The sequence below is a fragment of the Shinella sp. CPCC 101442 genome (genome assembly GCF_024704725.1).
Lineage (GTDB): Bacteria > Pseudomonadota > Alphaproteobacteria > Rhizobiales > Rhizobiaceae > Shinella.
In genome coordinates, this window is sequence record NZ_JALIQS010000004.1 from 362,826 (window position 1) to 386,614 (window position 23,789).

22 protein-coding genes and 1 tRNA gene are annotated in these 23,789 nt (G+C 63.4%); 12 read left to right on the plus strand and 11 right to left on the minus strand.

Features of this window, described 5'->3' with window-relative positions:
- Positions 1 to 21: 21 nt before the first annotated feature.
- Together dapE and MUO32_RS17195 are read left to right on the plus strand one after the other, a co-directional pair.
- Positions 22 to 1,215, plus strand: a complete 1,194-nt coding sequence (gene dapE / locus MUO32_RS17190; RefSeq protein WP_257949614.1) for a succinyl-diaminopimelate desuccinylase — start codon at positions 22 to 24, stop codon at positions 1,213 to 1,215.
- Positions 1,202 to 1,798, plus strand: coding sequence for a hypothetical protein (locus MUO32_RS17195; RefSeq protein WP_257949615.1), 597 nt, complete (start codon positions 1,202 to 1,204; stop codon positions 1,796 to 1,798). Before dapE ends, MUO32_RS17195 begins: the two co-directional genes overlap by 14 nt.
- On the opposite strand, the gene truA is transcribed toward MUO32_RS17195, so the two are convergent.
- From truA to def, 3 genes are all read right to left on the minus strand, one after another.
- Positions 1,795 to 2,538 carry a tRNA pseudouridine(38-40) synthase TruA gene (gene truA, locus MUO32_RS17200; RefSeq protein WP_257949616.1) on the minus strand — a complete coding sequence of 248 codons (744 nt, stop codon included), beginning with the start codon at positions 2,536 to 2,538 and terminating at the stop codon, positions 1,795 to 1,797. The genes MUO32_RS17195 and truA overlap by 4 nt on opposite strands.
- Positions 2,538 to 3,482, minus strand: coding sequence for a methionyl-tRNA formyltransferase (gene fmt / locus MUO32_RS17205; RefSeq protein ID WP_257949617.1), 945 nt, complete (start codon positions 3,480 to 3,482; stop codon positions 2,538 to 2,540). The genes truA and fmt overlap by 1 nt, the downstream gene beginning before the upstream one ends.
- 90 nt (positions 3,483 to 3,572) lie before the next feature.
- Positions 3,573 to 4,097, minus strand: coding sequence for a peptide deformylase (gene def / locus MUO32_RS17210; RefSeq protein ID WP_257949618.1), 525 nt, complete (start codon positions 4,095 to 4,097; stop codon positions 3,573 to 3,575).
- Between the two features lie 124 nt (positions 4,098 to 4,221).
- Here def and MUO32_RS17215 point away from each other — a divergent pair, with 124 nt between their 5' ends.
- From MUO32_RS17215 to MUO32_RS17225, 3 genes are all read left to right on the plus strand, one after another.
- On the plus strand, positions 4,222 to 5,415 hold the full coding sequence (locus MUO32_RS17215) for a DNA recombination protein RmuC (protein WP_257949619.1): 1,194 nt from the start codon (positions 4,222 to 4,224) through the stop codon (positions 5,413 to 5,415).
- A gap of 43 nt (positions 5,416 to 5,458) precedes the next feature.
- On the plus strand, positions 5,459 to 6,361 hold the full coding sequence (locus tag MUO32_RS17220) for a ribokinase (protein ID WP_257949620.1): 903 nt from the start codon (positions 5,459 to 5,461) through the stop codon (positions 6,359 to 6,361).
- A gap of 290 nt (positions 6,362 to 6,651) precedes the next feature.
- Positions 6,652 to 8,982: a methyl-accepting chemotaxis protein gene (locus MUO32_RS17225; protein WP_257949621.1), complete on the plus strand. Its 2,331-nt coding sequence runs from the start codon at positions 6,652 to 6,654 to the stop codon at positions 8,980 to 8,982.
- A gap of 169 nt (positions 8,983 to 9,151) precedes the next feature.
- Here the strand turns inward: MUO32_RS17225 and MUO32_RS17230 are convergent, their stop codons facing one another.
- Positions 9,152 to 10,120, minus strand: a complete 969-nt coding sequence (locus MUO32_RS17230; RefSeq protein WP_257949622.1) for an EF-hand domain-containing protein — start codon at positions 10,118 to 10,120, stop codon at positions 9,152 to 9,154.
- A 135-nt stretch (positions 10,121 to 10,255) separates the two neighbouring features.
- On the minus strand, positions 10,256 to 10,951 hold the full coding sequence (locus MUO32_RS17235; protein WP_257949623.1) for a pyrimidine 5'-nucleotidase: 696 nt from the start codon (positions 10,949 to 10,951) through the stop codon (positions 10,256 to 10,258).
- 101 nt (positions 10,952 to 11,052) lie between these two features.
- On the opposite strand from MUO32_RS17235, the gene MUO32_RS17240 reads away from it, so the two are divergent.
- A complete protein-coding gene (locus MUO32_RS17240) occupies positions 11,053 to 11,955 on the plus strand; it encodes a DMT family transporter (protein WP_257949624.1) in 903 nt (300 codons plus the stop codon).
- A gap of 34 nt (positions 11,956 to 11,989) precedes the next feature.
- On the opposite strand, the gene argB is transcribed toward MUO32_RS17240, so the two are convergent.
- Complete coding sequence (gene argB / locus MUO32_RS17245) at positions 11,990 to 12,877, minus strand: acetylglutamate kinase (protein ID WP_257949625.1); 888 nt, start codon at positions 12,875 to 12,877, stop codon at positions 11,990 to 11,992.
- A gap of 123 nt (positions 12,878 to 13,000) precedes the next feature.
- Here argB and MUO32_RS17250 point away from each other — a divergent pair, with 123 nt between their 5' ends.
- The 3 genes from MUO32_RS17250 to MUO32_RS17260 all read left to right on the plus strand — a co-directional run bounded on the left by MUO32_RS17250 (position 13,001) and on the right by MUO32_RS17260 (position 15,016).
- On the plus strand, positions 13,001 to 13,540 hold the full coding sequence (locus tag MUO32_RS17250; protein WP_257949626.1) for a sigma-70 family RNA polymerase sigma factor: 540 nt from the start codon (positions 13,001 to 13,003) through the stop codon (positions 13,538 to 13,540).
- Positions 13,537 to 14,271: an anti-sigma factor domain-containing protein gene (locus MUO32_RS17255; protein WP_257949627.1), complete on the plus strand. Its 735-nt coding sequence runs from the start codon at positions 13,537 to 13,539 to the stop codon at positions 14,269 to 14,271. Before MUO32_RS17250 ends, MUO32_RS17255 begins: the two co-directional genes overlap by 4 nt.
- A gap of 187 nt (positions 14,272 to 14,458) precedes the next feature.
- Entirely contained in the window at positions 14,459 to 15,016 is a 558-nt protein-coding gene (locus tag MUO32_RS17260; RefSeq protein WP_257949628.1) for a fasciclin domain-containing protein, read from the plus strand.
- Between the two features lie 108 nt (positions 15,017 to 15,124).
- Here MUO32_RS17260 and yihA read toward each other — a convergent pair whose 3' ends face one another.
- From yihA to rpmH, 5 genes are all read right to left on the minus strand, one after another.
- Entirely contained in the window at positions 15,125 to 15,778 is a 654-nt protein-coding gene (gene yihA / locus MUO32_RS17265; RefSeq protein ID WP_257949629.1) for a ribosome biogenesis GTP-binding protein YihA/YsxC, read from the minus strand.
- Positions 15,779 to 15,830: 52 nt separating this feature from the next.
- Positions 15,831 to 16,742 (minus strand): DMT family transporter, encoded by a 912-nt coding sequence (locus MUO32_RS17270; RefSeq protein ID WP_257949630.1) that lies wholly within the window; start codon positions 16,740 to 16,742, stop codon positions 15,831 to 15,833.
- A 163-nt stretch (positions 16,743 to 16,905) separates the two neighbouring features.
- On the minus strand, positions 16,906 to 18,699 hold the full coding sequence (gene yidC, locus MUO32_RS17275; protein ID WP_257949631.1) for a membrane protein insertase YidC: 1,794 nt from the start codon (positions 18,697 to 18,699) through the stop codon (positions 16,906 to 16,908).
- A complete protein-coding gene (gene rnpA, locus MUO32_RS17280) occupies positions 18,699 to 19,088 on the minus strand; it encodes a ribonuclease P protein component (protein ID WP_257949632.1) in 390 nt (129 codons plus the stop codon). Before rnpA ends, yidC begins: the two co-directional genes overlap by 1 nt.
- Positions 19,089 to 19,121: 33 nt before the next feature.
- A complete protein-coding gene (gene rpmH, locus MUO32_RS17285; protein ID WP_083242913.1) occupies positions 19,122 to 19,259 on the minus strand; it encodes a 50S ribosomal protein L34 in 138 nt (45 codons plus the stop codon).
- A gap of 425 nt (positions 19,260 to 19,684) precedes the next feature.
- Here rpmH and MUO32_RS17290 point away from each other — a divergent pair, with 425 nt between their 5' ends.
- The 3 genes from MUO32_RS17290 to MUO32_RS17300 all read left to right on the plus strand — a co-directional run bounded on the left by MUO32_RS17290 (position 19,685) and on the right by MUO32_RS17300 (position 23,558).
- On the plus strand, positions 19,685 to 21,691 hold the full coding sequence (locus MUO32_RS17290) for a methyl-accepting chemotaxis protein (RefSeq protein WP_257949633.1): 2,007 nt from the start codon (positions 19,685 to 19,687) through the stop codon (positions 21,689 to 21,691).
- A gap of 183 nt (positions 21,692 to 21,874) precedes the next feature.
- Positions 21,875 to 23,344 (plus strand): sensor histidine kinase, encoded by a 1,470-nt coding sequence (locus MUO32_RS17295; RefSeq protein ID WP_374708672.1) that lies wholly within the window; start codon positions 21,875 to 21,877, stop codon positions 23,342 to 23,344.
- A 137-nt stretch (positions 23,345 to 23,481) separates the two neighbouring features.
- A tRNA-Arg gene (locus MUO32_RS17300) sits at positions 23,482 to 23,558 on the plus strand.
- Positions 23,559 to 23,789: the final 231 nt, after the last annotated feature.

The following is a 23,789-nucleotide window of genomic DNA, read 5'->3' on the forward strand; positions in this document are numbered from 1 at the left end:
TCATGCCGTGACCGCGTGCCCATGACCCCTGCCGACCCGATCCAAAACCTCGCCACGCTCATCCGCTGCCCCTCCGTGACGCCCGCCGAGGGCGGTGCGCTGACGGCGCTTTCCGCCATGCTGGAGCCGCTCGGCTTCACGGTGGAGCGCATGGTCGCGACAGAGCCCGGCATGCCCGACATCGAGAACCTCTATGCCCGCATCGGCACGGAAGGTCCGCACCTGATGTTCGCCGGCCATACCGACGTCGTGCCCGTCGGCGATGCGGACGCCTGGACGCATGACCCGTTCGGCGCGGAGATTTCCGGTGGCGAGATGTTCGGCCGCGGCGCCGTCGACATGAAGGGCGGCATCGCCTGCTTCGTCGCCGCCGTCGCCCGCCACATCGAGAAGAACGGCCCGCCGAAGGGATCGATCTCCTTCCTCATCACCGGCGACGAGGAGGGCCTTGCTGTCAACGGCACGATCAAGCTCCTGCAATGGGCAGCAGAACGCGGCGAGCGCTGGGATGCCTGCCTCGTCGGCGAGCCGACGAACCCGGACCAGCTCGGCGACATGATCAAGATCGGCCGGCGCGGTTCGGTTTCCGGCACGATCACCGTCCATGGCGTGCAGGGCCACGCCGCCTATCCGCACCTTGCCGACAATGCCGTGCGCGGCATCGTCGCGCTCACCGATGCGCTGATGTATCCGCCCTTCGACGCCGGCACGGAAAGTTTTCAGCCGTCGAACCTGGAAGTGACGACCATCGATGTCGGCAACCGCGCGACCAATGTCGTGCCGGGCAAGGCGACGGCAAGCTTCAACATCCGCTTCAACGATACCTGGACGGCCGAGACGGTGATGGGCGAGATCGTACGCCGTCTCGATGCCGCGGCCGCCGACGGGAGGCTGCGGCCGGACCGCGCGCCGCTCAGCTACGACATCACCTGGGCCGAACGCCCGAGCCACGTCTTCCTGACGCGCAACAACAGCCTGATCGCCTCGATGTCCGGCGCCGTGGAAGCCGTCACCGGCCGGGCACCGAAACTCTCGACGACGGGCGGCACGTCGGACGCGCGCTTCATCAAGGACTATTGCCCGGTGCTGGAATTCGGCCTTGTCGGCCAGACCATGCACATGGTGGACGAGCGCGTGGCAGTTGCCGATCTGGAAACGCTGACCGTGATCTATCAGACCTTTATCGAACGCTGGTTCGGCGATGCCCGGGCTTGACGAGGTTCTATACTATCTCACCGGCATCTACCTGCTCCTGAAACAGAAGCAGGAGGGTTTTGGCTGGCTGGACCTGACGATGCGCGGGCTGGCGCGGTCCTTCTGGGCCGTCGTCTGGTGCCTGCCGGCCTTCGCCGTCATCTGGGCCTCCTGGCGGCTCTACTATCTCGCCGGCATGCCGGCGGAGACGCAGGCCGGGGTCAGCTTCTTCGTCAAGCTCGCCGTGATCGACATCGTCGGCTGGCTGTTGCCGCTGGTGCTGCTCGCCGTACTGGCCCGCCCGCTCGGTTACGGCAAATATCTCGCGACCGTCGTGACGGCGAGCAACTGGCTCGCCGTGCCCTTCGCCTATGCGGCGGCCGTTCCCTTTGCGCTGACGCTGGTTCTGCCGGCCGGCGCACCCTTTGCCGGTCTGCTGCTCTATGCCGTCTTCGGTGCAAGCGTGATGCTTCAGTTCCGGCTGGTCTGGATGTGCGTCGGGAAACAGACGCTGCTCGCCGCGGCCATAACGACAATCTTCGTGCTGCCACCCATGATCGTCGGACAGGAATTGCAAGGCCTGCTCGGCACGCTGCCGGCCTAGTAATCCACGGCCATGAAGTAGAGCCCGTCCGGCGGCGCCACGGGACCGCACGCCGTGCGGTCGCATGCTTCCAGCGCCGCGCGCACATCGTCCGCCGTCCACTTGCCTTCCCCTACAAGCTTCAGCGTGCCGGCAAACGAGCGGATCTGGTTGTGCAGAAAGCTCTGCGCGGAAACACGCATCTCGATGAGGTCGCCGCTGCGCGTCACCTCCAGCCGGTCGATGGTGCGTATAGGGCTGTTCGCCTGGCATTTGACGGCGCGGAAGGTGGTAAAGTCGTGCCGTCCGACCAGCCGCTGCCCAGCCTCATGCATGGCCACATGGTCGAGTTCTCTGGTAACGAACCATGCCCGGTTCGCCTCCAGCGCCAACGGTGCGCGCCGCGAGATGAACCGGTAGAGATAGTGCCGCTTGACGGCCGAGAAGCGGGCGCTGAAGTCATCGGGCACTTGCGCGGCGTCGAGGATCACCACTCGCTCGCGGGCCTTGCCCAGATACGCGTTGAGGGCATTCCTCAGCGTATGCTCCGGCCATGGGCGCGTAAGGTCGGTATGGGCGACCTGCCCCATGGCATGGACACCCGAATCCGTGCGCCCCGCGCCATTGACTGAGACCGTCTCGCCGGTCAGCAGAAGGATCGCCGATTCGATAGCGCCCTGCACGGAATGACCATTCGTCTGCCGCTGCCAGCCGACATAGGGCGTACCGTCATATTCGATCAGGAGGCGATAGCGTGGCATCAGGCGACAACCTGACCGACGGCGACCGGCGTGCCGTGCAGGAAGTCGGCTGCATCAAGCGGCTTGCCGCCGGCCTTCTGCAGGCGCAAGAGCCGCACCGCACCGCCATCGCCGCACGCCACCGTGAGATTTTCGTCGAGCACCGTTCCTGCGGTCTTGGAAGAGGTTTCGCCGGCGAACGCGCTCGCCAGAACCTTCACGCGCTCCGGCTTGCCAGCAATCGGCAACTCGAACCACGCACCGGGAAAGGGCGAGAGACCACGGATATGATTGTGCACGTCTCTGGCGGGGCGGGAAAAGTCGATGCGCGTCTCGGCCTTGTCGATCTTGGCGGCATAGAGCACGCCCGCTTCGGCCTGCGGCGTCAGCGGCAGATCGCCGGCCTCAAGCTTGGCCATGGCCTCGGCCATCAGCGTGCCGCCCGCCTGCATCAGTTTGTCATGCAGCTCGCCGGCCGTCATGGTGTCGCCAATCGCAACACGGCGTGTCATCGCGACGGGGCCGGTATCGAGCCCCTTGTCCATCTTCATGACCATCATGCCGGTTTCGTTGTCGCCCGCCATGATCGCCCGCTGGATCGGCGCCGCGCCCCGCCAGCGCGGCAAGAGCGAGGCATGGCCGTTATAGCAGCCGAGGCGCGTTCCGGAGAGAATGGCCTCCGGCAGGATGAGGCCATAGGCGACGACGACGGCGACGTCGGCATCCAGCGCGCGAAAAGCGGCGCGATCGGCTTCTTCGCGGAAGTTGACGGGCATGTGGACGGGAATGCCAAGCAGTTCGGCCGCCTGATGCACCGGCGATTTCACCAGTTCCAGTCCCCGTCGTCCGGCGGGGCGGGGCGGCTGCGAATAGACGGCGACGATCTCGTGGCCCGCATCAGCAAGCGCTGCCAGCGTCGGAACGGAGAAATCCGGCGTGCCCATGAAAATGATGCGAAGGGCCATCGGTCAATCTCCGTGAAAGCAATTCCAGCAAAAGTGTAAAGCGGTTTTGCGTCCGGAACTGCGTAAGAACAAAAGCCGCTGCAAGCGCGCTTAGAGCGCCTTGCTGCCACGCATCTTAGAGGCTTTGGTGAACTTGCGGATCACCATTTCGCGCTTCAGCTTGGAAATGTGGTCGATGAACAGCACGCCGTTCAGATGGTCAATCTCGTGCTGGAGGCAGGTTGCAAGCAGGCCGTCGGCCTCCGTCAGCTGTTCCTTGCCGTCGCGGTCGAGATACCTGACGGTGATGCCGGCCGGGCGCTCGACCTCGGCATAGTAATCCGGGATCGACAGGCAGCCCTCTTCATAGACCGAACGGGCATCCGTGGACGAGACGACTTGCGGATTGATGAAGACGAGCGGCTGCTTGTCCTCGCCGTCCTTCGACACGTCGAGCACCAGCATGCGGCGGGCGACGCCGATCTGGATCGCGGCCAGGCCGATGCCGGGGGCATCGTACATGGTTTCCAGCATGTCGTCGGCGAGCTTCCTCACCTCGCTGTCGATGGTCTCGATTGCGCTCGAAACCTGGCGAAGGATGGGATCGGGAAGGATAATCAGCGGCTTGATGGTCATGCGCCTCCTTAGCGCGGTTTTTTTGCGCTTTCAATCGGGTTTGACTGCGCCGCGAGGCGCGGTGCCCTGGATATGTTCACGTTATGATCTGGTTTTCATGCGAATCCATGTTATGGTCGCCCGCATGATTGATCCCAGCTTCGATATTCTGCTTTCCGCTTTTCTCGCCCGCCTTGGTGGTCCCGGCCCGGCGCTGATGTTGCTTGCGGCCGTGCTCCTTGGGGCCTTCGGCCTGATTTCGGCTCTCCGAAGCCGGTCGCGCCAGCGCGAAGAGGCGGTGATCGCCGAGCAGCGCTTCACCGAACTTCTCAAGGCGCAGACGGAAATGCAGGGGCGTGTCGCCGCCATGGCCGAGGTTTTCGGCGCCAAGCAATCGGAGACCAACCAGGCGATCAACACGCGGCTCGACGGGCTGACGCAGCGGCTCGGCCAGTCGATCTCTGAACAGACCCGCTCGACGCATGAAAACCTGCGCCGCCTGCAGGAGCGCCTTGCCGTCATCGACACTGCCCAGACCAATATCCAGTCTCTGGCCAAGGACGTCGTCGGGTTGCAGGCCATCCTCTCCAACAAGCAGACGCGCGGTGTCTTCGGTCAATCGCGCATGGAGACGATCATCGCCGATGCACTGCCGTCGGGCGCCTACCAGTTCCAGGCACAGCTTTCCAATGGCGTGCGTCCGGACTGCACCATCCGCATGCCGAACGGCCAGCCGCCGCTGGTTGTCGACGCCAAGTTTCCACTGGAGGCGTGGAACGCCATGTCGGATGGGCGGTCGCCGGAAGCGGCCAAGGCTGCGGCCCAGCAGTTTCGCCGCGATATGGAGACCCATATCCGCGATATCGCGGAAAAATACCTCGTGGCCGGCGAGACGCAGGATACCGCCTTCCTCTTCGTGCCTTCGGAATCGATCTTCGCCAGTATCCACGAGAATTTCGAGGCCGTCGTGCAAAAGGCGCACCGCGCGCGCATCGTCATCGTCTCGCCCTCGCTGCTGATGCTCTCCGTGCAGGTACTACAGGCACTGCTCAAGGATCAGCGCATGCGCGAGCAGGCCCATGTCATCCAGGGCGAGGTCAGCAGGCTGATGGACGATTTGACGCGGCTCGACGATCGGGTACGCAAGCTGCACGGCCATTTCACCTCGGCGCAGAAGGATGTCGACCTTATTCTTACCTCGACCGAGAAGCTGACGCGCCGTGGCGCGCGCATTGGCGAGCTGGAATTCGAGACTGTTGCCGCCCTTTCGCAGCCTGCGGAAAAGGTTGTCGAGAACAGGACAGGGCAGTTGCACCTGAGGGTGGTTGACGAGGACTGACCGCCTCAGGCAGTGTCCGGCGGAAACAACAGGGGCAGCTCTCATGATCACCGTCTTCGGCTCCATCAACATGGACCTCATCGCCACGCCTGAACGCCTGCCGAAGCCCGGCGAAACCGTCATGGGCACGAGCTTCACCACCGCGGCCGGCGGCAAGGGCGCCAACCAGGCGCTCGCCGCCCGCCGCGCCGGCGCCATTGTGCGCATGGCCGGTGCCGTCGGCGACGACCGCCTCGGCAGCCAGGCGCTCGCGCTGCTCGCCGATGCCGCCGTCGACCTCAACGGCGTGCGCTATGCCGCCGAGGCCACCGGCACCGCGCATATCCTCGTCGCCGAGGATGATGGCGAAAACGTCATCGTTGTCGTTCCAGGCGCCAACGCCACCGTCACCGACGAGGATGCCCGGCGTACCGTCGGCGGCATGACGCGCGGTGACTACCTGATGCTGCAGTTCGAGATCATGAACGGTTCCATCGAGGCGGCCCTTGTCGCCGCCAAGCAGAAGGGCGTCACCTCGATCGTCAATATCGCCCCTTTCAGCGCGGAAGCCCGTCGCCTCGGCGCCATGGCCGACATCCTCGTCGCCAACGAGACGGAATTCGACCTCTATGTCGGCAAGGGTGAATTGTCGGACGAGGCGCGCGAGGCCACCATGCGTGGGCTTCACGCGGAAAGCAGCCAGACGATCATCGTGACGCTCGGTGCCGATGGCGTCATCGCCATCCGCAAGGGTGAAATCTTCCGCGCCGCCGGCCTCGCCATCGAGCCGGTCGATACGGTGGGGGCGGGCGATACATTCTGCGGCTATCTCGCCGCCTCGCTCGATGCAGGCCTCGCCTTCAAGGATGCGCTGCGCCGCGCGTCGGTCGCGGGTTCGCTTGCCTGCCTCAAGCCCGGCGCCCAGCCTTCCATCCCCTTCGCCGCAACCGTCGATGCCCGGATCTAGGCTGGTTACACAACCGTTCCGGTCATGAAGTTTCGCAAATGGCAAACCAGGCGTCGCATTGTCCGCGACGCCTGAAAATTCAAACGGTTGAGCCGTTTTGGCGCGCCGAAATTTGGTTATTTATTAATATTTTATGGGTTACTGAAGTTTTCAGACACCGTATCCGGAAGGGAGCGGTCCGTCTCTGGCGCTGGTCGTGCGCCCCGCCCTCCATGATGGAGACCCCCAGCCCAAGTGAATGTGCTTCTTCGCGGCCGTCCGCCGCGGACGTCTATCATCGTGAGGATTTCATGTTCAAGTTCAAGGCCAAGTCGCTCGCGACGAAGCTCATCGCCGTCACCGGCGGTACGATCGCCCTGGTGATGCTTGCCTCCAACACCGTTCTCATCAGCCAGACCCAGAGCCGCGTCTCCGACCTCGTCTATGCGCAGGCCGACACCGAGGCGAAGGCGATCGCTTCCGACATCGCTGCGGACATCGGCGCCCTTGCGGGTGCGGCCCGTGCCATGGGTGGCGTCATCGAGCAGGGCCATGCAGGCGGCCTGATGGACCGCAAGGAAGTCGTCAGCATCATCAAGGCGAACACCGAGAAGAACAGCTTTGCGCTCGGCAGCTGGTTTGCCGAAGAGCCGAACGCCTTCGACGGAAAATCGCGCGAGACGGCGGAACAACTGGACACCGGAACGTTCAAGGACGGCTCGTTCAACCCCTATTGGACGAAGCGCAAGGACGGGTCGATCACGCTGTCGACCTTCGAATCCGACTATAAGGCCGAGTGGTATTCGCTCGCCGCCAAGAGCGGCAAGGGCGCCATGAGCCAGCCCTATCAGGAGACCTCCACCGGCGAAGGCCTGACCATGGCCTCCATCGCCTACCCGGTCAATGTGAACGGCAAGATGATCGGCGTCACCGGCGTCGATGTCTCGCTGAAGACGCTCTACGAAAAGCTTAGCCAGCTAAAGCCCTTCGGTGAAGGCCGCGTCATGCTGGTCTCGCAGGGCGGCAACTGGATCGTCGCGCCGACGGTCGAGCTGCTGATGAAGGCATATGACGGCGAGGGTAACGAGGTCGTGAAAGACTCGCTGGCAACCGGCAAGGTCGGCCATATCGCCAACCTGAGCTTCGGTGAGCTGGCTTCCTTCGACCGCGTCGTCTACCCGTTCGCGCTGCCGGACATCAACACGACCTGGGCCGTCATCGTCGACGTACCGCGTGCGGCGATCAATGCGCCGGTGCAGGACCAGACCTATATGATGATCATCGGCGGCCTGATCGTTCTCGGCGCCGTGCTCGCCGGTCTCTACTTCGCCGTGCGCACCTTCGTGCAGAAGCCGCTTGCCGGCCTCGTCGCCGACGTGGCGACGCTCAGCAACGGCGTCTATACCCAGCCGATCGCCGGCCAGGACCGCTCGGACGAGACGGGCTCCGTCGCCAAGGCGCTCGAAGGCTTCCGCCATCAGCTCGCCGACACCAAGCGCCTCGAAGCCGAAGCCAACAGCCAGCGCCAGCTGACCGAGGCCGAACGCGGCCGCTCGGAAGCCGAGCGTGCGGAATCAGGCGCCCTCCAGCGCGATATCGTCGCCCGCCTTGGCGACGGCCTTGCTCAGCTTTCCTCCGGCAACCTGACCTTCCGTCTTTCCGGCGATTTCCCCGGCGAATACGGCAAGCTCAAGACCGACTTCAACTCGGCCATCGCCAGCCTCGAAGAGACGATCCAGACGGTGAACGCCTCGGTCGGCAATATCGGCGGCGGCACCGGCGAAATCTCCAAGGGCGCGGCCGACCTTTCGCAGCGCACCGAGCAGCAGGCGGCAAGCCTGGAAGAGACAGCAGCCGCCCTCGATGAGTTGACCTCGCAGGTCAATTCGAGCGCCGACAATGCCCGCGTCGCCGCGAAATCCGTGGAAACGGCAAGCAGCGACGCCAGCAAGTCCGGCGAGGTCGTGCAGAAGGCGATTGCCGCCATGCATGGTATCAAGAATTCGTCGGGCGAAATCTCCAACATCATCGGCGTGATCGACGAGATCGCCTTCCAGACCAATCTGCTCGCCCTGAACGCCGGTGTCGAAGCCGCCCGCGCCGGTGAAGCCGGCAAGGGCTTTGCGGTCGTCGCCCAGGAAGTGCGCGAGCTTGCCCAGCGTTCGGCCAAGGCCGCCAAGGAAATCAAGGCGCTGATCAACACCTCGGAAGTGCAGGTGCGTGATGGTGTCGATCTCGTCGGCAAGGCCGGCGAGGCACTGGAAAACATCGCCGATCAGGTCATCCAGATCAACGGCCTGATCCGGCAGATCTCGCAGTCCGCTTCCGAACAGGCCGTCGGCCTCAAGGAGATCAACTCGGCCGTCAACCAGATGGACCAGGTGACGCAGCAGAACGCCGCGATGGTGGAGGAAACCACTGCCGCCTCCATGACGCTGAACGACGAGGCCCAGATGCTGAAGTCGCTCGTCGCCCGCTTCCGCGCCGGTGCTTCGGCCATGGCCGCCCAGCCGGTCCAGCAGGCGGCCCGTCCGCAGGCTGCCGCGCGCAGCAGTTACCAGGCGCCGCGCATGACGGCCCGCTCCATCCCCCAGGTTGCCGGCAACACGGCACTTGCACAGGATGAGTGGGAAGAGTTCTGAGCCTGCTTGAAGAAACAGCAAAGGCCGGCGGAAACGCCGGCCTTTTTCGTTTGAAGCACGTCACGGACGGGTTGCCGACGTTCTGTTCGATCGTGCTGCGCCCCGGCCAAAAAAGACGCCCCGGTTTTGAGGCCGGGGCGTTCCAGTCGGACGTGCTGTGCTTGGAATGCTAGCGGTTGTGGCGTTTGCCGATCTCGTCCGAAGTGAGGAAGCCGTCGCCGTTGCGATCGCGCTGCTTGAACATCGCGGCGGCTGCGGTTTCCATTTCGGCCTTGGTCAGCGTACCGTTCTTGTCGGCGTCGGCGCGTTCGAACATACGGGCACCCATGCGGTCCATGCGCGCTTCGCCAAGCGCTTCACGGGCAGCCTTGCGGGCTTCGTCGTCCGTCGACTTCACCTCGCGGAAAGCCTTGCGGGCATCGCGGAAGGCGTCGCGCCTGGCATCTAGTTCCGCCTTGGACACCTCGCCGTTTTTATCCGCATCGAAGCGCTGGAAGATTGCCGAGGCCTGAGCAAGCATCTCCTCCTGCGAGACCTTGCCGTCGCCATTGGTGTCGATACGCTTCAGCATGCGTTCGGCACGCTCATCGCCGCCCTTGCCGTGGTGTTTCTTGCCGGAGTGCTCCTTGCCCTTCATCGGGCGGGCATCCGCCGTATCCAGGGCACCGTCTCTGTTGCTGTCACGGCGCTCGAAAATCTTTTCCGCCGCGGCGAGCACTTCGGCTTCAGAGAGTTTGCCGCTCTTGTCCGTATCGGCACGGTCGAACATCTTGCCGGCACCCGGCAGCATGAAGGGGCCGGCGGCCGAAAACGCTTCGCGGGCCTTGTCCTTGTCGGCATCGGACGCATTGCGAACGGCCTTGCGGGCATCCTTGAAAGCGTCGTGGCGGGCCTTGATCTCGGCGTTCGTGACCTGGCCGTCGCCATCGGCATCGAAGGTCTTGAAGGTGGCGGCGGCGTTGGTCTTGAATTCGTCGAGCGAGACCTTGCCATCCTTGTCGGTATCGAGGCGTTCGATCATCGCGGCGTGGCGCGGGTGGTGCTTGCCTTCGCCCTTGGCGGCGAAAGCCGGAGCGCTGGCGCCCGAGAAAAGGAGGCCGGCGGCAACGGCGCCGAGAAGAAGTTCCTTTTTAGCCATGGTCGTTCCTTTCATCCATCATCGTCCCTTGAGGGGCAGGATAGAGGGAACGCCGACAGGCGCCAGTTACAAATTGGTAATTCAACCCTTTGGCAGAAAAGGGTTTTTTCCATGTCTGGAATATGTCCTGCTTAATTAGAGCAGGGCGTTGAGGAAGGCCGTGAGGTTCGACGTCGCATAATCGATATGCTGGTCGTCCTCCGTCCGCTTCTCCCAGGCATCGACGAATTCGTGGTTGTCGTCCCGCGGCACGAGCAGCACGGTCTTCATGCCGAGCGTCTTCGGCACGACGAGATTGCGCGGCAGATCCTCGAACATGACGGCATGCGGTGTATCCACCCGGTGCAGCGCCATGAACTTGTCGTAGGTCGCACCCGCGGGCTTCGGCACATATTCCGCCGCCACGATATCGAAGACATCGTCGAAATGGTGGAAGATGCCGAGGGCCTTGGCCGCCATTTCGGCGTGCTTCACACTGCCATTGGTAAAGATGAATTTGCGGCCCGGCAGCGCCTGGATCGCTTCGCCGAGCGACAGATCCGGCGACAGCACGTCGTAATTGATGGCATGCGCCTTCTCGAGGAAGTCGGCCGGGTCGATCTTGTGATGGATCATCAGCCCGTTCAGCGTGGTGCCGTGATCGTAATAGTACTGCTTCTGAAGCGCCCGCGCATCTTCGCGCGACAGGCCGAGCAGGGCCGAGACGTAACCCGTCATGTTCTGGTCGATCTGGGCGAAGAGATCGACGTGGTGCGGATAGAGCGTGTTGTCGAGGTCGAAGACCCAGTCACGCACGTTGGCGAAATCGGCTTTGTTCGGAAGATCGGTCATGGGCGTCTTATGACACGGGCGCCTGCCGAGGAAAACGGAAATTTCCATGCCGGTTACCGCTGCCGATGGATTTGCCGGATGTCGCATGCTAGCGGCAGGGCATGGAACTCTGGATCCCCATCACTATCGCCGCCGCCTTTCTGCAGAACCTGCGTTCGGCCCTGCAAAAGCACCTGCAGGGCAAGCTCGGCACGCGCGGCGCGAGCTTCGTGCGCTTTGGCTACGGCTTTCCGCTGGCGATCCTCTATGTGGTGGTGCTGCACTGGGGTATCGGGTTTGCTTTGCCCGGTCTCAACTGGGGCTTCGCCTTCTGGGCGGTCATCGGCGGGCTTGCCCAGATCTTTGCGACCATGCTGCTGGTCTATCTCTTCTCGCTTCGGAATTTCGCGGTCGGCACGGCCTATTCCAAGACCGAACCGGTACAGGCGGCGATTTTCGGCTTTGTGCTGCTCGGTGAGCGCATCACTTTCGGCGCGGTCATCGCCATCGTCGTCGGCGTCATCGGGGTGATGTTGATCTCGATTGCCCGCGCACCGCTCTCCTGGCGCAATACGTTTACGGCGCTCACCAGCCGCACCGCGCTGATCGGCATCGCTTCGGGCGCGGTCTTCGGCGTCTCGGCAGTCGCCTATCGCAGCGCCTCTCTGTCGCTTGATGGTCCGAGCCCGATCGTGAACGCGGCCGTGACGCTCGCCTGCGTCACCACCTTCCAGACGGCCTTCATGCTGGTCTGGATGCTGTGGAAGGACAAGAACGAGATCGTGCAGGTATTGCGGAGCTGGCGCTCGTCGGCGCTGGTGGGCATTGCCGGCGTATTGGGCTCGGCCTGCTGGTTCACGGCGATGAGCCTGCAGCAGGTCGCCTATGTGCGCGCGCTCGGCCAGATCGAGCTCGTCTTCACCTTCATGGCCTCCTACTTCCTGTTCCATGAGCGGGTGAACCGCACGGAAGTGGCGGGATGCCTGCTGATCGTCTGCGGCATCCTCGGCCTGCTCTTCTGGTAGGCGACCGGCGGCCCGGGGCCGCCGGTAAACAGGATCAGGGAACGATCAGCGTGCCGGCGCCGTGCTCGGTGAAGATTTCGAGAAGCACGGAATGGGCGGTCTTGCCGTTCAGGATGACGACGCCCTGCACGCCGTTCTTGATGGCGTCGATGCAGGTTTCGACCTTCGGGATCATGCCGCCGGAAATCGTGCCGTCCTTGATGAGTTCCCGGGCCTGGGCGACGGAGAGCTCCTTGATCAGCTGGCCGTTCTTGTCGAGCACGCCGGGAACGTCGGTGAGGAACAGCAGGCGCGTCGCGTTCAGCGCACCGGCGATGGCGCCGGCGAAGGTGTCCGCGTTGATGTTGTAGGTGTGGCCGTCGCGGCCGGGCGCGACCGGGGCGATGACCGGGATCATCTCGGACTTGGCGAGAAGGTCGATCAGCGTGCGGTCGACTTCCACCACCTCGCCGACGAAGCCGAGATCGAGGATGCGCTCGATATTGCTGTCGGGATCGACGACGGTCTTCTTGGCCTTTTCGGCGAAGACCATGTTGCCGTCCTTGCCGCACAGGCCGATCGCCCATTCGCCCGTCTGGTTGATGAGCGCGACGATTTCCTTGTTGATCGATCCGGCCAGTACCATCTCGACGATCTCGACCGTCTTCTGGTCGGTAACGCGCAACCCGCCTTCGAATTTCGATTCGATGCCCATCTTGGTCAGCATCGCGCCGATCTGCGGGCCGCCGCCATGCACGACGATCGGGTTGACGCCCGACTGCTTGAGAAGCGCGATGTCGCTGGCGAAAGCCTTGCCCAGTTCCGGATTGCCCATGGCGTGGCCGCCATATTTCACGACGATGGTCTTGTTCTCGTAGCGCTGCATATAGGGCAGGGCCTGGGCGAGAAGGCGGGCTTGGGTTTCGCTTTCGGATAGGGACATGGCGGCCTCGTCGGATTGGATGGGCGCCTGTTTAACGCATGTTTTGTGACGATGGAATGATCCGTCGGCCACATTGCTGCGTAAGCGAGAAAAAGACTTTGCTTGAGCAAACGGGAGCCGTACGTGATCGGCAACGACATATCCTATCTCATCGGCCGTGTGTCACTGAAGGACCGCAAGGCCTTCGCCGTGCTCTATGAGAAGAGTGCGTCGAAACTTTTTGGCATCTGCTTGCGTATCCTCCGGGACAGAAGCGAGGCGGAAGAGGCGTTGCAGGATGTCTATGTGAAAATCTGGCAACGCGCCGACCGCTATGTGGAAAGCGAGACGAACCCCATGGCCTGGCTTGCGGCAATCGCGCGAAACCAGTCGATCGATCTCGTCAGGGCGCGAAGACCGGTGACATCGGATATCGATGCGGCCTATGATATCGCCGACCCGCTCATGTCGCCGGAGGAGGCGGTCGTGCTCAGGTCGGAGGGCCGCCGGATCGACGGATGTATGGAAACGTTGGAGCCTGACAGGGCATCGGCGGTTCGGCGTGCCTATATAGAAGGTCTGAGTTATGACGAGCTCGCCGAAATCCACGGCGTGCCATTGAATACGATGCGAACCTGGCTTCGCCGAAGCCTGTTGAAACTGAGAGAGTGCATGAGCCGATGACGGCGTCCGACAAAGAGATGAGAGACCCCCGCCGCGACGAGGTGATCGCCGGCGAATATGTGCTCGGGGTGCTCTCGGCCGAAGACCGCCGCAAGGTGGAGGCCCGGCTTGCCAAGGATCGCCAGTTCGCCGCGATGGTGAACCGCTGGGAGGAAAACCTTTCCACCTTCAATGACGACTATGAGGCGCTGCAACCGTCGCCGCGCGCCTACTCCGCCATCGAGCAGCGCATCCTGGGCACAGCGCCGCCCGATGCAGCCTTCTCCGGCAAGGTCGCGGGCGGGTTCTGGAATTCGCTCGCGCTGTGGCGCGCGCTCGCCTTCGCGTCGCTGGCTGTCTCCCTCGGGCTTGCGCTTCTGATGAGCGCGCTCTTGGCGCCGCGCCCGATGAGCGGCGGCCGGCTGGTTGCGGATCTCGCGGGTGAGAATGCGACGATCAATCTCGTGGCACGCTATGACGATGCGGATGGCGCCCTGCGGATCACACCCGTCGCCGCCGGCAAGGAGAAGGAAAAGTCGCTCGAACTCTGGCTGGTCGAGGAGGGCAAGTCGCCGGTCTCGCTCGGTGTGCTGCCGCAGACCGGCGAGGGCGAACTGGCGGTTCCCGCCGTCATGCGCGGCCGCCTGGTACAGGGCGCGGTGCTGGCCGTCAGCGTCGAACCTTTCGGTGGATCGCCGACCGGCGCCGTGACCGGTCCCGTCATTGCTTCGGGCGCCGCAAGGTTCGATTGAACGGATGCCTTCTTTTGCAAAGCCGCGCTCTGCGCGGCTTTTTTGTTTTGAAATCAATTTCTTCCAAAAAGATCGCCTGGCCTGAAACTCTTTTCTCGATGCCCCCGTTGCTCGCAGTGATCGCCCGATGGGCATCGCTAACGGGAGGACCCGCATTCCGCGGGCCGAAAAGAAGGACCACTCCGCCATGATCCGTTTCACACTTCGCACCGCTGCCCTTGCCTCGGTCCTCGCGCTCGGCAGCTTTGCCGCTCATGCCGAAAATCCGATGGTCGGCGGTGCAGCGATGTATGCTGAAAAGAACATCGTCGAGAATGCCGTCAATTCGAAGGATCACACGACGCTCGTTGCCGCGGTGAAGGCTGCCGGCCTCGTCGAGACGCTCTCGGGGAAAGGTCCGTTCACGGTCTTCGCACCGACGAACGAAGCCTTCGAGGCGCTGCCGGCCGGTACGGTCGATACGTTGCTGAAGCCGGAGAACAAGGACCAGCTCACCAAGGTTCTGACCTGCCATGTCGTGGCCGTCGATGCGATGTCGGATGCGATCGGCAAGATGATCAAGGACGATGGCGGCGCGCATCCGGTGAAGACCGTCGGCGGCTGCATGCTGACGGCCAAGATGGACGGCGACAAGATCACGCTGACCGATGAGACGGGCGGTGTCGCGACGGTGACGATCGCCGACGTCAAGCAGTCGAACGGTGTGATCCATGTCATCGACAAGGTTCTGCTGCCGAAGGCCTGAAACGATATCCCGCGCTTAACGGACCCACGCGGGATGTAAGTCTTTCGCCAGCCCTGGCCGCCGGTTTTCCGGCGGCCTTTTTTTGGCGCGCTTCGGCACGCCGGCCTTCTATCGTGCGATGGCCGTCAGGATGGCATTGCGCAGCTCGTCGAGGCCGCGGCCCTTTTCCGAGGATGTCGAGAGCACATCCGGGAACGCGGCCGGCCGCTTGACGATCTTCAGCCGGGTCTCCTCGATAAGGCGCGGCACGCCGGCATCCTTGATCTTGTCGGTCTTGGTCAGCACGACCTGATAGGAAACCGCCGCCTTGTCGAGCAGGGTCAGCACGTCCTCGTCGTTCTTCTTGATGCCGTGGCGGCTGTCGATCAGCACATAGACGCGCTTCAGCGTCGAGCGGCCGCGCAGGTAGTCGAAGACCAGCTTGGTCCAGGCATCGACATTGTCCTTCGGCGCCTGGGCATAACCGTAGCCGGGCATGTCAACCAGCGCCATCGGCGGGAGGTCGTCGTCGGCACCGGAAAAGCCGTCGGGCACGAAGTAGTTGAGCTCCTGCGTGCGGCCGGGCGTATTGGAGGTGCGCGCCAGGCCCTTGTGGCCGACGAGCGCGTTGATCAGCGACGACTTGCCGACATTCGAGCGGCCGGCAAAGGCGATCTCCGGCGGGCCTTCGGGTGGCAGGAATTTCATGGCGGGCACGCCGCGGATGAAGATCCACGGCCTGCCGAACAGTGGCTTGTCGCCCGGTATCGTCGTCTCGGTCATTGCTTTGGCCTTTGTTGTCAGGCCCATCGCTTCCGGGTTTTGGCCGCGAAAGTCAAGCGCGGCGCTGCCGCCACAACTCCACGCCGAGATAGCAGATGAGCGCCGTGAGCACGATGATGCCGCCGACGACGGTGTAGGTGCTGGGGATTTCACCGTGGATGAGCGCTACCCAGAGCGGTCCGAGCACCGTCTCGGCGGTGCCGAGCAGGGCGGCGAGCGCGGAGGGAATGAGCCGGGCGCCGGTGACGAAGAGTGCCAGGCCGAGACCGAAATTCAGCGCGCCGAAGACGACGAGGATGCCGAGTTCGCTTGCCGTTATGGCAAAGCCGGAGGCCTGGCTCGCCGCGGTTGCGCCGGCGATGACCGTGCCGAGGAAGACGGCGGGCGTCATGCGGACATGCGCGAAACGGCGGGTGATGATCGTGGCCGTGGCAAAGGCGAAGGCGATGAGCAGCGCGAGGCCGTCGCCGATCATCGAGGTGCCGCCGCCGAGCGATTCCGAGACCATGATGGCGACGCCGCCGATCACGGCGGCGATCGCAATCCAGGTATGGGTCGCGATCGTTTCACGAAAGAGTATCCAGGCCATCAGCGCCGCGATCAGCGGCACGCCGGCCTGGATCAGCATGACATTGGCGACCGTCGTATAGGCCAGCGCCAGGATGAACGAGGTGGAGGCGGTGGCAAAGCAGATGCCGACCGCAACGCCCGCAAGCCCCATGCCCCGGAAGAGCTGGACGGTGCCGCGCGGTCCGTCGCGCAGCAGCATGAAGCCGAGCAGGAAGAGGGCGGCGAAGAGCGAGCGCCAGAAGACGACCGTCCAGCCGTCCTCAATGTGCAGGAAGCGCGCCAGCGTGCCGCCGAAACTCCAGGCCAGGGCCGCACCGAGCACCAGCGCCGCGCCAAAACCCTGGCCGCGGGTCTCCGGGAGGGTGGGGTTGGCCGGAAGCGTCGTGGCGGACATGGGGCGCTCGCAGAAAAGGGATTGTCGCGAGCATGACAGGGATAGGCCCGCATTGCTTCCATGCCAGCGACGGGCCCATGTCGCAAGCGGGCAGTCATGGAAAGAATCGGGCAAAAGAAAACCCCGGCGCGAGGCCGGGGTTCTGTCTCAGGTCCAGAGGATGTCAGGACGATGGTTTGGGCTTCTTGGCGAACAATCCCTTGAGATTGTCGAAGAGTTCGATCTTCACGCCGTGGCGCCTCATGATGATCCCCTGCTGGATGATCGAGAGCGTGTTGTTCCAGGCCCAGTAGATCACGAGGCCGGCCGGGAAGGTCGCCAGCATGAAGGTGAAGATCAGCGGCATCCAGGTGAAGATCATCGCCTGGGTCGGATCCGGCGGCGTCGGGTTCATGCGCATCTGCAGGAACATGGTGACACCCATGATGAGCGGCCAGACGCCGATCATCAGGAAGTGCGGCACATCGTAGGGCAGAAGGCCGAAGAGGTTGAACAACGACGTCGGATCGGGCGCGGACAGATCGTGGATCCAGCCGAAGAACGGGGCATGACGCATCTCGATGGTGACGTAGATCACCTTGTAGAGCGCGAAGAACACCGGGATCTGCAGAAGGATCGGCCAGCAGCCCGCCAGCGGATTGATCTTCTCTTCCTTGTAGAGCTGCATCGTCGCCTGCTGCAGCGCCATGCGGTCGTCGCCGTGCTTGGCCTTCAGCTCCTCCATCTTCGGCTGCATCTTCTTCATGTTCGCCATGGAAGCGTACTGCTTGTTGGCGAGCGGGAAGAACAGAGCCTTGACGATGATCGTGGTGATCAGGATCGCGACGCCGAAATTGCCGAAATAGCGGTAGATGAAGTCCATCAGCTGGAACATCGGCTTGGTGAAGAACCAGAACCAGCCCCAGTCGATCATCAGATCGAAATGCGGGATCGCATAGGATGTCTTGTACTGATCGATGACAGGCACTTCCTTGGCGCCGCCGAAGAACAGGTTCTTGACGTCGGCCTTCTGGCCGGGCGCGATGGTGATGTCGTCCTGGCGATAGTCCGCCTGGTAGCGCGGACGGCCGTCCGTGAAGTAGGAGAAGCGCGTCTCGTAGGGCGTGGCCTGGGGCGGCACGAGCGCGGTCGCCCAGTACTTGTCGGTAATGCCGAGCCAGCCGCCGGTCGCCTTGCCGGGCGCGACTGTCGTGTCTTCTTCGGTGGCCGTGTACTTCACTTCGTGCAGGCCGAGCTCTCCGAGCACGCCGATGAAGCCTTCGTGCAGCACGTAGACCGATGGATCCTTCGGCTTGAAGAAACGCGTCGCGCGGCCGTAGGGCGACAGCGCGATGGCCGTGTCCGTGGGGTTCTCGATGCTGTCGGCGACCGTGAACATATAGTGTTCGTCGACCGAGACAGTGCGGATGAAGACGATGCCCTTCTCGTTGGTGAAGGTGAGCGTCACAGGGGTCGTCTGCGTCAGCTTGCCGGTGCCCTGCTGGGTCCAGACGGTTTGCGGGCCGGGAACGGTGCCGGTCGCGTCGCTGCCGACATAGCCGATTTCGGCGAAGTAGCCGTGTTCGCTCTCGGCGGGGCTGAGCAGCGTGATGATCGGGCTCGTCTTGTCGACGGTCTCGTGGAATTCCTTGAGCTTCAGGTCGTCGAAGCGGGCGCCGGTGAGGTTGATAGAGCCGGAAAGCGAGGGCGTGTCGATCTCGACGCGGGCAGACCGGGCGAGCGCGGCTTCGCGCGTCTCTGTCGTCGTCGCCGTTGCCGCGCCGCCGGGCAGGGTGCCGTTCGTGGTCGTCGTCGTGCTGCCGTCAGCCGCCGTCGTCTGCTGCGTCTGGGCGGCCTGCTGCGCTTCGAACGCGGCGCGGTCCTTGTCCAGCTTGGGGTTCACATAGAGGAACTGCCACGCGACGAGGATCAGCACGGACAGTGCGATCGCCACGAAATAATTGCGGTTTTTTTCCATCACTCTTTCCCGGGAGCAGCAGGGCGCTGCTGCTTCTGTTTCTGCCGCGTCGCGATCCGGTCCTTCAGACCGGCCTGCAAGGTTTCGAAGGACGCGCTGAGCACGTCCCGTCTGGCGACAACCACATAGTCGTGTCCGGGCTCCATTGCAAACCCGGCCGATAGCCGCACCGCCTCTTTCAGGCGTCGGCGCATGCGATTGCGTTCCACGGCGTTGCCGTGCTTCTTGGTAACGGTGAAGCCGACGCGGGGCTGTTCGTCCGGCATCTGCCGGTCGCGCACTTCGAGAAGGAACAGCGGTCCCTTGCGCTTTTCGCCCTCGCGCACAGAAAGAAACTGCGGACGGCTTTTCAGCCGTCCGACAGCAGATTGTCTAGTTTTTTTCGTCATATGCCCGTCGCCTCTGTTCGGGCACCAACGGCCTTAGGCCGAGAGGCTTGCGCGGCCGCGTGCACGGCGTGCGGACAGGACCTTGCGGCCGCCCTTGGTCGCCATGCGGGCACGGAAGCCGTGACGGCGCTTGCGAACGAGCTTGGAGGGTTGGTAGGTACGCTTTGTCATTTATTTAATACCGCGGTGTGCGGCCCTTCTTGGGTTTGCTTTACGCAATCAGCGTTGAAAGTCCGGCACGGGCTCGCCCTCGCGGGAAGCCAGGCTGTCCGAACGTGCGCGGCTTATAAGGGCAAAACCGGTCAAGAGTCAATTGCGGCTTTGACGTGGGCCCGGCTGTCACAATCGTTAAGGCGGAAACCACTTTCGGTTGCGTATTTCTTGTGTTTCGTCAGGTTAAACTGACGTAACGTTACCTTGGGTCTCTGATTTTCCTCAGTATTTCTCTGAGGACGCAACATTAGTAATATTCAAAATGCTTAACTGCTGAACGGTTGCATCAAAATCTAATTAACCTTTAGCGTTTACCGTCGCTTTCATGGGGAGGAGCGGCCCGGCCGTTTTTCCAGTCGTTGGTTGTGCCTTTGGAGTGTGACGTGAAGATACGCGGCAAGATTTACCTCATCGTGGGTGTGATGGGCTTTATTTCCGTCCTCATCGGCGCCATCGCCGTTCATGTGGTCTCGGAATACAGCGACAAGCTCCATCAGTACGAGAACGCCGCGGACCGCGCCTTCCTCGGCGAGCATCTGAACCGCCAGGTCACCGCCGTCGTCATGGAAGCGCGCGGAGTCTATGCGGCCAAGGATACCGACGGCGCCAAGAAGTTCGCCGAAGGCATCACCAAGGAGCTCGACGGTATCGACGCGACGCTCAAGGAATGGCAGCCGCTCGTGCCGGACGCGCAGAAGGCCGCCTTCGATGCCGTCGTTTCGCGGGCCGCCGAATTCCGCACCTTCCGCATGGAAACGGCCCGCCTCGGCACCACGGAATCGATCGCTGCCGCCAACGAGCAGGGCAACAACGAGCTGAACCGCGCCAACCGCAAGGCCTTCCAGAAAGAAATCGACGCCGTCGTCCAGACGGACAACGAGAATCTGACGGCGATCAAGGGCGACATCGCCGCCTTCGAGACGCTCATGCTGACACTCGTGCTTGGCACCGTGGGGGCCGGTCTCGTGCTCGGCGGTGGTATCGCATTCTACATCGCGACCAACGAACTCAGCCGCCCGATCCAGAACGTCACCGACACGATGAACCGCCTTGCCGGCGGCGATCTCGAGACGGAAGTGCCCTATGCCGGTCGCCAGGATGAAATCGGCGAAATGGCCGCGGCCGTCGCCGTCTTCCGCCAGAACGCCATCACCGTGCGCGATCTCAATGCACAGGAGCAGGTGCTGCGCGAAAAGAGCGCGGATCTGCAGTCCTCCATCGCGACCGTCGTGCATGCAGCTGCGTCGGGCGACTTCTCCTCGCGCATCAGCAAGGATTACCATAACGAGGACCTCAACCGTTTCGCACGCAGCGTCAACGAGCTGGTCGCGGGCGTCGAGGAAGGCATTGCCGAAACCCGCCGTGTCATCGGTTCGCTGGCCGACGGCGACCTGACGCAGACCATGAACGGCAACTTCCGCGGCGCCTTCGCCGAGTTGCAGCAGAACGTCAACGCGACGCTCGCCACGCTCCAGCGCACCATGCGCGAGGTGCGCGGCTCGACGGATGCCATCAACGCCAATTCCGGCGAACTGCGCAGCGCCTCGGACGACCTGTCCAAGCGCACCGAGCAGCAGGCCGCCGCGCTGGAAGAAACGTCCGCCGCGCTCGAAGAGATCACCGCCGCCGTCAAGAACTCGACGGAGCGGGCCAACGAGGCGACCTCGATGGTCGGCGAGGCGACGCAGAGCGCCAAACAGTCCGGCGCCATCGTGCGCAACGCCATCGACGCCATGGGCCGCATCGAGCAGGCCTCCAGCGAGATCAGCCAGATCATCTCCGTGATCGACGAGATCGCCTTCCAGACCAACCTGCTTGCGCTGAACGCGGGCGTCGAGGCCGCCCGTGCGGGCGAAGCCGGCAAGGGGTTTGCCGTCGTCGCGCAGGAGGTGCGTGAACTCGCCCAGCGCGCCGCCAGCGCCGCCAAGGACATCAAGGGCCTGATCACCAAGTCGGGCAGCGAAGTGGCCGTCGGCGTGAAGTATGTGCAGGAGACGGGCTCCGCTCTCTCCGACATCGAAACCCGCGTCGTCACAATCAACGACCGCATCCATGCGATCGCCACCGCCGCCCGCGAACAGGCGACCGGCCTGCAGGAAATCAGCACCGCCATCAACCAGATGGACCAGGTGACGCAGCACAACGCGGCGATGGTCGAGGAAACCTCGGCCGCCACGCACAAGCTGAAGGGCGAAGCCGACAGTCTGGCCGATCTCGTCGCCCGCTTCCGCACCGGTGATGCCGCGCAGTATGTCGCGCCCGCCCGCGCCGAAAGCCGCCCGGTCGAATCGCCCGCCCGCCGCATGATGGGCAATGTCGCCCGTGCCTTCGGTGGCAACCGCGCGGCGGCAACGGCCGCCGTCGCCCAGGACAATTGGGAAGAGTTCTGATCCACTCTCGTCTTTCGGGGTAGCAACGCGGCGGTGGCGACACCGCCGCGTTTTGCATTTTGAACCGGCGTTGGAAAAATCGCCGCAATCTCTTATAATTACCGCATTGGCAGGGCAGGCGGCGCAGGACGTTCCGTCGGCCCTGTGGTGTTTGCCGTGCCTATGCCGTCCGGGAGTTGAGACATGATGGACAGAGACGCGTCTGCGTCCTTGACCGGGACGCCGGTGCCGGCGGTCGGATTTCTGTCCGGCCTGTCGGGCCGGCTGTTCCTGCTCACCGCCGTCTTCGTTCTCGTTGCGGAGGTGCTGATTTTTGCGCCTTCCGTCGCGAACATGCGCCTGCAATGGCTGCGTGACCGGTTGAATACGGCGGCGGCGGCGAGCGTCGTCATCGAAGGCCTGCCGGACCAGGAGTTGCCGCGCTCCGTGCAGCAGGAAACGTTGATGGCGACCGGGGCCAAGGCGATCGTGCTGAAGCGGCAGGATGCCTCCCGCATGGTGGCCGCTCTCGACATGCCGCCAAGCGTCGATGCGCAATACGACCTTTCCGACGTGTCGCTGCCCACGGCGATCTACGATGCCTTCGAGACGCTGCTTTTCGGCGGCAAGCGCATCATCCGCGTCTACGGCCCGGTCGGCGAGACGAGCACGCGCATCGAGCTTTTGCTCGACGAGCACAAACTGCGCCGCGCCATGCTCACCTATGCCCGCAACGTCTTCATCCTCTCCATGATCATTTCGCTCGCCACGGCGAGCCCGATTTTCTTCGCGCTCAACCGCCTGCTGATCCGCCCGGTGCGGCGAATGACGGAGAACATCCAGGCCTTCACCGCCGACCCCTCCAATCCGGCTCGCGTGCTCACGCCTTCCGGCGGGCGCGACGAGATCGCCGTCGCCGGCATCCACCTTGCCGCCATGCAGCAGACGCTGCAGCGCACGCTGAAGGAGCAGAAGAACCTCGCCGACCTCGGCCTCGCCGTGTCGAAGATCAACCACGACATGCGCAATATCCTGTCGTCGGCGCAGTTGATGTCCGACCGCCTGTCCGACGTGGACGATCCCGTGGTGAAGCGTGTTGCTCCGAAACTCCTGCGCAGCATCGACCGGGCGGTAGGCTATACCAACGAGGTGCTCTCCTACGGCCGCATGCGCGAGCCGGAGCCGCGTCGCCGCTTCGTGGCGCTGCATCCTTTGGTACAGGAAGTGTCGGAGGTGCTGGCGCTTGATGCGCGCGGCGATATCGACTTCGTGGTGCAGATCGAACCGGCCCTTCAGGTCGATGCGGACAGCGAGCAGCTTTTCCGCGTCATTCACAACCTTTGCCGCAACGCCGTGGAGGCGCTGGCGCAGGGGGCGGGCGTCGAGCGCCGTGCCGTGGTGGTGACGGGGCTGCGCACCGGCGCCGTCGTCTCGATCGCCATCGACGACAACGGCCCCGGCATGCCGATGAAAGCGCGGGAAAATCTCTTCGCCGCCTTCCGCGGCTCTGCCCGCTCCGGCGGCACGGGCCTTGGCCTTGTCATTGCACGCGAACTGGTGCTCGCCCATGGCGGAACCATCGCGCTGGTGGAAAAGGCAACCCCCGGCACACTCTTCCGCATCGAGCTGCCGGATCGGCCCGTCCCCCTCGACGCCTTCCGCCGCCGCGCCTGATTTGTCAGGCTGTTGCCGGCCGGATGTGACGGCTCGATGAAAAAAGTGCATTTTTTCTGAGAAAGACGCTTGCAATAACCCGGAGTACCCTTTAGTGAACCGCCTCACAGACGGGCACCAAACACCCCGCTGTCAGCGCACCCGTAGCTCAGCTGGATAGAGCACCAGACTACGAATCTGGGGGTCAGGAGTTCGAATCTCTTCGGGTGCGCCATTTCCAAATTATCATGTCGTGGTTGCTCTGGTCTTGGTCGCGGATTGATCCATTCGCGTGGTCCTAGGCTGGCGCTGCGTCGCGAGGAAACCTCCTCGACTGCACCCACCGCTGTTTCCGTCACTTCTGGATACGGAATTTTTTGAAGACTTCGGGATTTGCGCAAATCTACCACGGCTGCCGCCATCGACATCGGACACAGACCGGGGATCGAAGGAGAACGACGCAATG